This is a genomic window from Comamonas odontotermitis (assembly GCF_014207855.1).
In the GTDB taxonomy this organism is placed as follows: domain Bacteria; phylum Pseudomonadota; class Gammaproteobacteria; order Burkholderiales; family Burkholderiaceae_C; genus Comamonas; species Comamonas odontotermitis_A.
Genome location: NZ_JACHKZ010000002.1, coordinates 156,643 through 167,776 on the forward strand (window position 1 = coordinate 156,643; position 11,134 = coordinate 167,776).

General features: G+C 62.9%; 11 protein-coding genes. 3 read left to right on the top strand and 8 right to left on the bottom strand.

Annotated features, from left to right (window positions below; translation table 11 throughout):
- The first annotated feature begins 128 nt into the window (after positions 1 to 128).
- The gene (locus HNP33_RS02755) at positions 129 to 2,414 is read left to right on the top strand and encodes a nitric-oxide reductase large subunit (protein WP_184705022.1); all 2,286 of its coding nucleotides are present in this window, start codon (positions 129 to 131) and stop codon (positions 2,412 to 2,414) included.
- Positions 2,415 to 2,486: 72 nt separating this feature from the next.
- A complete protein-coding gene (azu, locus tag HNP33_RS02760; protein ID WP_184705024.1) occupies positions 2,487 to 2,942 on the top strand; it encodes an azurin in 456 nt (151 codons plus the stop codon).
- A gap of 44 nt (positions 2,943 to 2,986) precedes the next feature.
- Here the strand turns inward: azu and HNP33_RS02765 are convergent, their stop codons facing one another.
- The 3 genes from HNP33_RS02765 to HNP33_RS02775 all read right to left on the bottom strand — a co-directional run bounded on the left by HNP33_RS02765 (position 2,987) and on the right by HNP33_RS02775 (position 6,272).
- Positions 2,987 to 3,694 carry a response regulator gene (locus tag HNP33_RS02765; RefSeq protein WP_184705026.1) on the bottom strand — a complete coding sequence of 236 codons (708 nt, stop codon included), beginning with the start codon at positions 3,692 to 3,694 and terminating at the stop codon, positions 2,987 to 2,989.
- Positions 3,691 to 5,652 carry a type IV pili methyl-accepting chemotaxis transducer N-terminal domain-containing protein gene (locus HNP33_RS02770; RefSeq protein ID WP_184705028.1) on the bottom strand — a complete coding sequence of 654 codons (1,962 nt, stop codon included), beginning with the start codon at positions 5,650 to 5,652 and terminating at the stop codon, positions 3,691 to 3,693. The genes HNP33_RS02765 and HNP33_RS02770 overlap by 4 nt, the downstream gene beginning before the upstream one ends.
- Before the next feature lie 62 nt (positions 5,653 to 5,714).
- Positions 5,715 to 6,272: a hemerythrin domain-containing protein gene (locus tag HNP33_RS02775; protein ID WP_418903816.1), complete on the bottom strand. Its 558-nt coding sequence runs from the start codon at positions 6,270 to 6,272 to the stop codon at positions 5,715 to 5,717.
- 121 nt (positions 6,273 to 6,393) lie between these two features.
- Between HNP33_RS02775 and HNP33_RS02780 the strand changes: the two genes are divergently transcribed.
- Positions 6,394 to 6,618, top strand: a complete 225-nt coding sequence (locus tag HNP33_RS02780) for a DUF3079 domain-containing protein (RefSeq protein WP_184705032.1) — start codon at positions 6,394 to 6,396, stop codon at positions 6,616 to 6,618.
- On the opposite strand, the gene HNP33_RS02785 is transcribed toward HNP33_RS02780, so the two are convergent.
- Genes HNP33_RS02785 through narH form a run of 5 tightly spaced genes read right to left on the bottom strand, consistent with a single transcriptional unit; the run spans position 6,597 to position 11,114 of the window.
- The gene (locus HNP33_RS02785) at positions 6,597 to 7,262 is read right to left on the bottom strand and encodes a carbonic anhydrase (protein ID WP_184705034.1); all 666 of its coding nucleotides are present in this window, start codon (positions 7,260 to 7,262) and stop codon (positions 6,597 to 6,599) included. The two genes, HNP33_RS02780 and HNP33_RS02785, sit on opposite strands and share 22 nt — an antisense overlap.
- Entirely contained in the window at positions 7,263 to 8,156 is an 894-nt protein-coding gene (locus tag HNP33_RS02790) for a peptidylprolyl isomerase (RefSeq protein ID WP_418903817.1), read from the bottom strand.
- The gene (gene narI, locus HNP33_RS02795) at positions 8,153 to 8,875 is read right to left on the bottom strand and encodes a respiratory nitrate reductase subunit gamma (protein ID WP_184705036.1); all 723 of its coding nucleotides are present in this window, start codon (positions 8,873 to 8,875) and stop codon (positions 8,153 to 8,155) included. Before narI ends, HNP33_RS02790 begins: the two co-directional genes overlap by 4 nt.
- A 17-nt stretch (positions 8,876 to 8,892) precedes the next feature.
- The gene (gene narJ / locus HNP33_RS02800; RefSeq protein ID WP_184705038.1) at positions 8,893 to 9,579 is read right to left on the bottom strand and encodes a nitrate reductase molybdenum cofactor assembly chaperone; all 687 of its coding nucleotides are present in this window, start codon (positions 9,577 to 9,579) and stop codon (positions 8,893 to 8,895) included.
- An 11-nt stretch (positions 9,580 to 9,590) separates the two neighbouring features.
- Positions 9,591 to 11,114 carry a nitrate reductase subunit beta gene (gene narH / locus HNP33_RS02805; RefSeq protein ID WP_184705040.1) on the bottom strand — a complete coding sequence of 508 codons (1,524 nt, stop codon included), beginning with the start codon at positions 11,112 to 11,114 and terminating at the stop codon, positions 9,591 to 9,593.
- Positions 11,115 to 11,134: the final 20 nt, after the last annotated feature.

The following is an 11,134-nucleotide window of genomic DNA, read 5'->3' on the forward strand; positions in this document are numbered from 1 at the left end:
GGCGCTCTGCCGAAGCGACCCAAGCCAAGAAAGCTGCCAGTGCTGGCAGTACCTCCACCTGGGTGCTGCCAGCGCACTTGCGCGCGGTGCAAGCGGAAATCACTCATCTATATCAAGGAATACGGATCATGGGACCGTACAAAAAACATTGGTTCACGCTGATCGGCCTGTGCATCGTGATGTTCTCGCTGCTGGGCTGGTTCGGCGCAGACATTTACCGCTCAGCGCCCCCCATTCCCGCACAGGTGGTCACCAGCGATGGCAAGGCACTGTTCGGCAAAGACGACATCCTCGACGGCCAGACCGCCTGGCAATCGGTGGGGGGCATGCAGCTGGGTTCAATCTGGGGTCACGGCGCCTACCAGGCGCCCGACTGGACCGCTGACTGGCTGCACCGTGAACTCACCGCCTGGCTCGAACTCGCCGCCAAGGCACGGCACGGCAAGCCCTATGCCGACCTCAGCGAAGGCCAGCAGGGCGCGCTGCGTGCTGAACTGCGGGCCGAATACCGAGGAAACGATGTAGACAAAACCGGCAGGCTGGTCGTGAGCGAACGCCGTGCACAGGCCATGGCCCAGACCGCAGCCTACTACGATCAACTCTTCTCTGACGCACCTGCATTGAAAAAGAGCCGCGCGAGCTTCGCGATGAAGGAAAACACACTGCCCAGCGCCGAGCGGCGCCAGCAGCTCACCCATTTCTTCTTCTGGACGGCCTGGGCTGCCGCTACTGAGCGCCCCGATACCCATGTGACCTACACCAACAACTGGCCGCACGAGCCGCTGATAGGCAATACACCCAGCAGCGAAAACGTGGTCTGGTCGATTGCGAGCGTGGTTCTGCTGCTCGCAGGCGTGGGCTTCCTCATCTGGGGCTGGTTCTTTCTGCACAAGCACAACGAGCCGCAACCGGCTGCGCCAGCACGCGATCCACTGGCGGCCTTCGCACTCACCCCTTCGCAGCGCGCCCTGGGCAAATATCTGCTGCTTGTGGCAGGATTGTTCGTATTTCAGGTGTTCATTGGTGGCTTTACCGCACATTACACAGTGGAGGGCCAGCAGTTCTATGGCCTCGACATCTCCCAGTGGCTGCCATATTCGCTCACACGTACCTGGCATATCCAAAGCGCGCTGTTCTGGATCGCCACCGGCTTCCTTGCGGTGGGCCTCTTTCTCGCTCCGGTCATCAATGGTGGCAAGGATCCGAGATTCCAGAAACTCGGCGTGGACATTCTGTTCTGGGCTCTGGTGCTGGTCTGTGTGGGCTCGTTCATAGGCAATTACCTGGCGATTGCACAGAAAATTCCGCCCCAATGGAGCTTCTGGCTCGGCCACCAGGGCTATGAATACGTAGACCTGGGCCGCCTTTGGCAGATCCTCAAGTGGGTGGGCATCCTGGTGTGGCTGGTGTTGATGCTGCGTGGTGTACTGCCAGCGCTTCTGGCCCGCAACAAGGAAGACAAGAACCTGTTGGCACTGCTGACCTGCTCGGTGGGTGCCATCGGCCTCTTTTACGGCGCCGGCCTGTTCTATGGTGAGCGCACCAGCTTGTCGGTGATGGAGTACTGGCGCTGGTGGGTGGTGCACCTGTGGGTGGAAGGGTTCTTTGAAGTCTTCGCCACGACGGCGCTGGCCTTCGTCTTCAGCAGCATGGGCCTGGTCTCACGCCCCATGGCCACATCGGCCAGCCTGGCCTCGGCTTCGCTCTTCCTGCTGGGGGGCATTCCGGGCACATTCCACCATCTGTACTTCGCGGGAACCACGACACCGGTCATGGCCGTCGGCGCAGCCTTCAGTGCGCTGGAAGTGGTTCCGCTGATCGTACTGGGGCACGAAGCCTGGGAGAGCTGGCGTCTGCGCAGACGCGCTGCGTGGATGGAGAAGCTCAAGTGGCCACTGGCCTGCTTTGTGGCAGTGGCATTCTGGAACATGCTGGGCGCGGGGGTCTTTGGCTTCATGATCAACCCGCCCATTTCGCTGTACTACGTACAGGGCCTGAACACCACACCGGTGCACGCCCATGCCGCGCTGTTTGGCGTCTACGGGTTCCTCGCCCTGGGATTCACACTGTTGGTGCTGCGCTATGTGCGCCCATATCTGGCATTCAGCGAAGGGTTGATGAAAACCGCCTTCTGGGGGCTGAATGCGGGACTGGTGCTGATGATCGCCACCAGCTTGCTGCCCATCGGCATCATCCAGTTCCACGCCAGTGTGAGCGAAGGCCTGTGGTGGGCGCGCAGCGAGGCCTTCATGCAGCAACCTCTGCTGCAGACGCTGCGGTGGGTGCGCACCTTTGGCGACGTCGTCTTCATCACCGGCGCCGTGGCCATGGCGCTACAGGTCGTGCGTGGACTCGCGGGCAGCACCGCAAGCCTTCAAACGACCAGGCTTCGGCCCGAAAGCGCACGGCTTTGATCCACATCCAATTCACTTCATCTACAGCTTGGCAAACTGTTTCCTTGCCTGTTTTTCAACCCGGAGAAAATAATGAAAGCTCGAACCAAACTTGCCCTGCTGCTCGGTACCCTGGTGGCTGCACCTGCCATGGCTGCCGCTGGCTGCGATATCGCGATCGAAGCCAACGACGCCATGCAGTTCAACAAGTCCAGCATTGCTGTTCCGGCCAGCTGCAAGCAGTTCACCGTGAACCTCAAGCATACGGGCAAGATGGCCAAGGTCGCCATGGGGCACAACTGGGTGCTCACCAAGGCCGCCGACCTTCAGGCCACCGCAACCGATGGCATCTCTGCCGGAGCGGACAAAGACTATGTGAAGCCCGGTGACAGCCGCGTGATCGCATACACCAAGGTCATTGGCGGCGGCGAATCTGCCTCGGCCACCTTTGATGTGGCCAAACTCAAAAGTGGCGAGAGCTATGCGTGGTTCTGCTCATTTCCCGGCCACTCTGGAATCATGAAGGGCACACTCGCCCTGGCCAAGTAAACACCTCTGTCTGGACAGGACCCGCGGCGCGCCGGTGCTCCCCATCACCCGCTGGCGCGCCCGCGTCCCTCCGTCAACAGCACTGCCGCCTGCACCCTTGAAGAAAGGCCAAGCTTGCGCAGAATGTGCTGAACATGAATCTTCACCGTAGTCTCGGCAATTGCCAGACTGCGCGCAATTTCCTTGTTGCTGGCCCCCGCCGCAATCTCGCGCAGAATCTCAAATTCGCGTGGCGACAACTGCTCCAGCGGATCGACCGGTTCGGCAGCGACGGGCGGTACCGGCAGCGCAACAGCCTGCGGCTGCTGGGCCTGCAATGCGCTCACCAGCTTGTCCGTCATTTCCATGCTTACCGTGGATTGGCCGCGTAGCGCGCGTTCGATCGCCGCAACCAGCACCTCGCTATCCGCCGTTTTTAGCAGATAGCCATGCGCTCCGCGCTGCAATGCCAGGGCAAGCGTATCCGCATCCTCACTGACCGTGAGCATCAGCACCCGTGCCGCAGGCGCTGCTTCGCGCAAGCCGGGCAGCAGATCTACCCCGCTGACGCCAGGCATGTGGTGATCCAGCAGCACCACATCGGGTTGCAACTGCTCCGCACGGCGCAGTGCCTCACCGGCATCGGCTGCCTCGCCCACCACCTGCAGCTGCGGCTGGGTAGCCAAAAGGGCTGTAACGCCTCGCCTGAAAAGCGGATGGTCATCGACCACCAACAACCGGATAGGGGCACGCTGGGCTTGCTCCGCGCTCATGACAGGGTCCTTTCCACTTCAAAGGTCTCGGCAGCGGGCAGCAGGCGCGGCAAGGTCAGGGTCACACAAGTGCCCGCACCCACTACGGATGTGATATCCAGCGTTGCGCCGATACCGGCGGCGCGCTCGCGCATGATACGCAGGCCCACATGGGTCTCGTCCAATGCGGGCGATGCATTCTCCATGCCTTGGCCATCGTCGCGCACTTCCACCACCCACTGCGGCGCCTGCTGTACATCCACCCACACGGCATGCGCCTGCGCATGCTTGCGCACATTGGAGAGCGCTTCCTGCACCACATGCAGTACCTGCACTTGCACATCAGGCGGTAGCGCCATGCCTTCGCCCTCGATGCTCAAGTGCGCAGGCAGACCCGTCTGGTGTTCGAACTTGGTCAACGTGGTGCGCAGCGCAGGCCCGATGTCCTCTGCGTTGGTGCGGGTGCGGAAATGCACCAACAACTCGCGCACATCAGACAGGCTTTCGCGGATGCCGGCATCCAATTCCGCCAGCGTCGCTTGTACACGCCCACCATCCTGCGGTTTCCGGGCGATTTCATCACGCAGCAACGTCGCCTGAATCTTCAAAAATGCCAGGCTCTGTGCAATGGAATCATGCAGTTCGCGCGCCAACAGGCTGCGCTCGTCTGCCACTGCAGCCTCTCGCTGCAGCGCGTCGGCGCGCAACCCCTCCATGCCACCTGCCAGATGGCTGGCCAATGCATCCAGCAGTGCCTGGTCGTCAGCGCCCAGCTCGGTGGGAGTGCGGAAGAACAGGTCGACCTCGCCGACCATACGCTCATGGAGCCGTACAGGCACGCTCAGCACACAGGCAAAGCCCGCACGGCGGCACTGGCCAGCATCCACGCGACCCATCCGCCGGGGAACACTACCGCGCCAGTCTTGCAGCGTTACCAGCTGAGTCTGCGCCTGCGCCTTGGGCTGGCCACAGAAACAGTCTCCGGTCGGTACGCAATGCTCGGCATCGATCATCTCGTCGGGAAGCCCTTCGGATGCAAGCAACACATAGCGGCGATTCTCTTCGTCTGACCAGCGCACGGCCACGGCGTCGGCCTGTACGGCCCTGCGCGTCTGCGCCGCAAACCCCTGCGCGAGTGCCTGCAGCGAATCAGCCCGCGCCACCAACGCCGCGCCCTCATACAGAGCCGCCAGACGGGCACGCTCAGCCTGCAGATGCTCCGTTTTCTGCTGCACCCGACGCTCCAGGCTGGAATACAGGTCCTGCAGCCGCACGGCCATGCGGTTAAAGCCCCGGGCCACGGCACCAAATTCGTCGCCGCCTTCGCTCGCCACCCGCGCCGACAGGTCACCCGACTCGACGCTTGCCAATGCGGCCTGTAGCCGTGACAGCGGACCGAACACCAGCAACTGCGCGGAATACATGAGCGCCAATGCCGCCGCAATGGCCAATGCCATCATTGCAAACTGCGCAACGTTGAGCAAGGTGGTCCAGCGCGCAAGCTGCTGCTCAATGGTGCCCACCAGGCGATCGACGCCACCCACAAATTCCTCTGCCTGCCGCGCAATAAGTGCATTCTGCGCTGCATTGCCGCCCGCCAGCGGCTGCTGCCACTCTTTGCGAAGCTCCTGCCAGCTTTGCTGCACAGCCTTCAGCGCCACGCGAGAATCCTCATTGCGCGGCACAGACAACGGACGGGCAGCATCGCCCCGTTGCAGCAAATCCAGACTGGTGTCGAACTGGCCGATCAGCAAGGCCAGGCGCTGCGGATCGGCGCCGGGCAGCGCTTGCGCCAACCGCCAGGTCTGCATGCGCATACGCCCAGCCTCATTGATGGCGGCAGCCCCTCCTTCGAGTGACCAGGTCAGCCGCAACGTCAGGCCAATGGCAATCAGTGCCATCAGCAGCAAGGCGCAACCAATGGCGCCAATCTTGACCGCCAGCGGGCGCCCCGATGCTTGCGAACCCTCAGGATTCATGAGATCACCTCCTTGCTGTGCATTGCGGTGCGACCCGCCTTGGCTGGCGTCAGTGCGCGAAATCATGTCGCCGAATCTGGGTAGCGAGCGCCGCGGCGCTGCGCCATATCCTTGCCCATGGCCTGCTGCTCATGCAGGCCCAGACACGATTGGGCTTGGGGGTAGGCCAGCTCCTCTTCCGCTGTGATGTGGCGGGCATACAAAGCCGCAAAATCTGCCCAGCGGCCACGCGCATCGGCAAGGGCCTCACCGCCCAAGGTGTTTCCGGCGTGCACGGCCCGCAAATCAGCCCGGATGGGCCGCCACAAAGCCTCCATCCTTTCGTGCTCTGCATGCAGGGCATCGGCCAGCGCCGAGTTTCCCGCTGCGCGTAGTACCGGGAACACGTGCAACTCCTCGTCCTGGTGGTGCAATGGCGCGGCCACATCGAAATAGCGCTGCACATCAGCCGCCGCATCGCGCGCCTGCCCATCGGGGCTCTGGCCGCCATGCGCGGCGAGGTGCTCGCCCAGACGGGAAAGCAGCGCCAACGTGCGCTCCACCCGGCCGTGGCAAGCATGCAGCATGCCAAACGGCTCGTCGAAGCCTGCGGAAGGAGAGGTACGCAATTGCAGGGTCACAGCCATAAATTGTCGCTGCCGGTCGATGGCGCCATCACATGGTGCACGCCGTTAATGATCTACATCAATTTTTTGTGCCAGGTTGCCGCACATAGTGGAATTGTCCTCCCCTCCCGCATCCATGACCAAACGCTTTCCCAACAACCCTGCACACCCAGAGCGTACCTGCTGGGGCTGTGATCGCTACTGCGCCGCTTCCGACATGGCTTGCGGCAATGGGTCGGAGCGCTCGCAACACCCCGCTGAGCTTTTTGGACCTGACTGGTCGCAATGGAATGCGTTGGAGCTTACGGAGGAGAAGACCAAGCCAGAGCCTCCTCCGCATCAAGCCGGAGACTCTGCATAGGGCTCGTAAGGCCCGGTTCCCGCATGGCTCGCCTCGGCAGCGGCAATGAAGCTACCGCTTGCCACATCGAAGACATGCACTTCGCCGTCTTCGATCACGTAGTGCCATCCATGCAGGCTGAGCGTGCCTGCCTCGACCTGTTCGCGCACCATGGGGTAATCCATCAGCCGCTCCAGCTGCAGAACCACGGCCCGCTGCTCCGTACGGCGCAGCACATCGGCTCCCGGCTCCGCCACCGGCAGTGCCGCTTCACGGCCCAGCTCCAGCCAGGCTGCCAGATTGCGTGCCGCATCCGGCACGCCGCCATACAGCGCACGAATACCGCCGCAATGGCTGTGGCCACAGACGATGATGCGACGCACCTGCAGATTCAGGACTGCGAACTCGATGGCAGCCGAAGTCCCGTGGTAGCCCCAGCTCCCGTCATAGGGAGGCACGAAGGCCCCCACATTGCGCACCAGAAACAATTCTCCCGGCCCGGTGCCGGTCAGCATGTACGGCACCAACCGCGAGTCGCTGCAACCGATGAACAGCGTAGCGGGATGCTGGCCATGGTCCACCAACACACGAAACTGCTCTTCATGCATCGGAAAGGCATGGTCGCGGAAGCGGCGCAGGCGCTGGAGCAGGTCGTCGTCTGGCATTCACTGCACCAGCGGCGTCTGCGCAGCATCCAGATCCACACCAACCACGCGCGCACGCCCGGCCAGCAAACGCAAATACTGCGACAGGGCTGTTGCATAGCTTTGCTGGTGCAGTTGTTGCATTACCGCAGCGCGCACCTGCTCGTAAGGGGGAACGGTGCCACTCTCGCGTTCCAGCACTTCAACAACATGCAGGCCGAAGCGGCTGTGCACCAGGCGCGGCAGCACACCAATCTCTGAGTGGCCGAACAACTCTCGGCCAAACTCGGGCGCACAGTCCTCGGCGCTTAACCATCCCAGCTTTCCGCCATCCGCTCCGCTGGGGCAATTGCTGCTGGCCCGTGCGGCAGCAGCAAAGCGGTCGCCCGCAGCCTGTTCTTCCGGCGTGGCGCTGCGCACATCAAGCAGGCAGGCTTCGGCGCGCTGACGCAGTGCATTCACATCCACTCCGGGCGTCACGGCAAAAAGCACGTGGCGCGCCAATACCCGCGCTCCACAGGCATAGCGCGCCGCATGCGCCTGATAGTGGCGGCGACCCGCCTCGTCGCCGGGTTCTGGCAAGTGGAGTTCCCTGTCCAGCAGGTGCTCAATGGCATCTCCCGCTGCTTCGCTGATCGCGCCGGCGCTGGGCACTGGGTCATCAGCCGCCAAGAGCCCTTGCTCCATCGCAGCCTGGCGCAGCAACTCAGTGCAGGCACGCTGGCGCAGTTCCATCGCATCCAGCAGCTCATTTGTGTCGCACAAGGCAATGCCGTTCACCTGCGGAACAGGAAAGGTGGAGCGCGGAGCATCCAGCGGCGCCTCGATACGCGGCATGCCGGTTGTCTCACTCTCCTGACAAGTGCAGGCGTGGCTGCCGCAGCCACCTGCGTCAGCGTGCAGGTGGTCGCTCATGACCGGCCTCCTTCACGGTTTTCTGGCAGGTTCAATCGGCGCGAGCGCACCAATTGGTAGGGGCGCGCCAGGTAGGCCACCGAAGCCAGACCGCTCCATACATGCACCAGACGGCTGAAGGGGAACAGCAGGAAGATCGTCATGCCCAGCACCATGTGGACCTTGAACGGCCAATCCAGCGCCACCAGACCCGCGGCGTCGGGGCGGAAGGTGACGATACGCTGCGCCCAGTCAGCCAGCACCAGCATGGCGCTGGCGTCAGCCCGGTGAGAAAACGATGCTGGCAAGGTTGCCAGACCCAGCACCAGTTGCACCCACAGGATGACGAGGATGGCGAGATCGGTGCGGTGGCTGGTGCGGCGGATGCGCGGATCGGCGATGCGCCGGTGCAGCAGCAACGTCAGGCCGATAAAGCACACCAAGCCAGCAATGCCGCCGGAGATGATGGCCAGCATCTGCTTTTGCGGCGCGGTGATCAGCCATTCGTATATGAAATGCGGCGTGAGCAGGCCCACGGTGTGGCCGAACAGCAGAAACAGAATGCCGATATGGAACAGGTTGCTGCCCCAGCGCAGTTGGCCCGAGCGCAGCAACTGCGACGAATCACTTTTCCAGGTGTACTGGTCGCGGTCAAAGCGCGCGAGGCTGCCCATCAGGAAGACGGCCAGGCAGATGTAGGGGTAGACGACGAACAGGAAGTTGTGCAATGCAAGTGGCATGGCGGGCTCCTCGGGATTCAGCGGGCGGCGCCGGCCGGTGGCTGGCGCCGCGTGATGTGGATGGGTTGCGGGGTGCCCGGTGCGGCCTGCCCCTGGCTGTTGCAGCCGCCGAAAGCTGCTGGCTCTTCCCAGCTTGCATCGAGCGATTCGTCGGCGGGCAAGGAAGCGGCTGGCGTATCGGCCACCACCGGCTGGCCTGCCAGGTCAAGCACGGCAGACACCACGGCGGCATAGTCGCTTTGGCGGCGCACCAGGGCCGCAGCGATGGACTGCAGAATGTGGGCGAACTCTCCAATGAAGGCTCGCGCCTCCTGTGTGGGCTGGGTGGAGGCAAACTCCAGCAGCACGGTCAGGTGGTCTGGCAGCTCGGCCGGATCGAGCAGCAGACCCGCTTGCTCGTAGGTCTTCACCAGGTCGACCATGGCCGGGCCGCGGTCACGCGAATCGCCGTGCACATGCTCGAACAAATGCAGCGCCGTGCCCCGGCCACGGTCAAACAGGTCTACGTAGCTGGCTTCGGCATCCATGCCTTCTGCCAGCAGGCGATCCATCAGAGCGTCAAGTTCGGAGCGGCGCACATTGCCCAGGGCGTTCTCGGCATTCAGCGCGGTATGGATGTCGACCAGATGGCCACGCATATCGGCATCCGGGTAGCGCAGCAGGTGGGCCAGTGCGCGCAGCGTGAAGCTGATGCTGTCTTTCATGTCTTCGCTCCTCACAGCGTTGCCTTGATGGGAATGGTGCGCTTCTTCTCGCTGCCAAACAGGCTGGTTTCGGTCTCACCCTCGCTACAGCCATTGCCAAAGGAGAAGCCGCAGCCGCCGCGCACATTGAAGGCGTTTTCGGCATATTCGCGGTGCGTGGTGGGGATGACGAAGCGGTCTTCGTAATTGGCGATGGCCATGATCTGGTACATCTCTTCGGCCTCGGCCACAGACAGCTGCGCCTGTTGCAGTGCAGCCTGGTTGGGCATGCCTTCCACATGCTTGCCGCGCTGGTAGGCGCGCATGGCCAGCATGCGCTCCAGCGCCCGCACCACAGGCACGGTGTCGCCTGCCGTGAGCAGGTTGGCCAGGTATTTGACAGGAATGCGCAGCTGGTTCACATCCGGCAGCTCGCCGTTGGCACTCACGTAGCCAGCCTGGGCCGCCGCAGTGATGGGCGACAGCGGCGGCACGTACCAGACCATCGGCAACGTGCGGTACTCGGGGTGCAGCGGCAGCGCGACCTTCCAGTCCACCGCCATTTTGTAGACGGGGCTGTTGCGCGCAGCGATCAGCCAGGCCTCGGGGATGCCGTCGCGGCGGGCCTGCGCGATCACGGCCGGGTCGTTCGGGTCGAGGAAGATGTCCAGCTGAGCCTGGTACAGGTCCTTGTCCTTTTCGACGCTGGCGGCCTGCTCAATGCGGTCGGCGTCGTAGAGCAGCACGCCCAGATAGCGGATGCGGCCGACGCAGGTTTCCGAGCATACGGTGGGCTGCCCGGCTTCAATGCGCGGGTAGCAGAAGATGCACTTTTCGGCCTTGCCACTCTTCCAGTTGTAGTAAATCTTCTTGTACGGGCAGCCAGAGACGCACATGCGCCAGCCACGGCACTTGTCCTGGTCGATCAGCACGATGCCGTCTTCCTCGCGCTTGTAGATCGAGCCACTGGGGCAGCTCGCCACGCAGGCGGGGTTGAGGCAGTGCTCGCACAGACGCGGCAGGTACATCATGAAGGTGTTCTCGAACTGGCCGTAGATGTCTTTCTGCACCTCGTCAAAGTTCTTGTCCCTGCTGCGTTTGCTGAATTCGCCGCCCAGGATTTCCTCCCAGTTCGGGCCCCACTCGATCTTCTCCATGCGCTGGCCGGTGATCAGGCTGCGCGGGCGAGCGGTAGGCGCCGCCTTCATCTCCTTGGCCGTCTGCAGGTGGTCGTAGTCGAAGGTGAAGGGCTCGTAGTAGTCGTCAATCTCCGGCAGATTGGGATTGGCGAAAATCTTCATCAAGAGCTGCCACTTGCCGCCCTGGCGCGGCACGATGGAGCCGTCGGCCTTGCGGGTCCAGCCGCCATTCCAGCGCTCCTGGTTTTCCCACTCCTTGGGGTAGCCAATGCCGGGTTTGGTCTCGACGTTGTTGAACCAGGCGTATTCCACGCCGGGGCGGCTGGTCCAGACGTTCTTGCAGGTCACGCTGCAGGTGTGGCAGCCGATGCATTTGTCCAGGTTCAGCACCATGCCGATCTGTGCACGTACTTTCATCGCGGTTTCCTTGTTCTTTC

Coding starts and splice junctions, on each gene's coding strand:
- HNP33_RS02770 (WP_184705028.1), bottom strand. CDS start 5,652: ATGAATCCTGAGGGTTCGCAAGCATCGGGGCGCCCGCTGGCGGTCAAG.
- narI (WP_184705036.1), bottom strand. CDS start 8,875: ATGCCACTTGCATTGCACAACTTCCTGTTCGTCGTCTACCCCTACATC.
- narH (WP_184705040.1), bottom strand. CDS start 11,114: ATGAAAGTACGTGCACAGATCGGCATGGTGCTGAACCTGGACAAATGC.
- narJ (WP_184705038.1), bottom strand. CDS start 9,579: ATGAAAGACAGCATCAGCTTCACGCTGCGCGCACTGGCCCACCTGCTG.
- azu (WP_184705024.1), top strand. CDS start 2,487: ATGAAAGCTCGAACCAAACTTGCCCTGCTGCTCGGTACCCTGGTGGCT.
- HNP33_RS02790 (WP_418903817.1), bottom strand. CDS start 8,156: ATGAGCGACCACCTGCACGCTGACGCAGGTGGCTGCGGCAGCCACGCC.
- HNP33_RS02765 (WP_184705026.1), bottom strand. CDS start 3,694: ATGAGCGCGGAGCAAGCCCAGCGTGCCCCTATCCGGTTGTTGGTGGTC.
- HNP33_RS02755 (WP_184705022.1), top strand. CDS start 129: ATGGGACCGTACAAAAAACATTGGTTCACGCTGATCGGCCTGTGCATC.
- HNP33_RS02785 (WP_184705034.1), bottom strand. CDS start 7,262: ATGCCAGACGACGACCTGCTCCAGCGCCTGCGCCGCTTCCGCGACCAT.
- HNP33_RS02780 (WP_184705032.1), top strand. CDS start 6,394: ATGACCAAACGCTTTCCCAACAACCCTGCACACCCAGAGCGTACCTGC.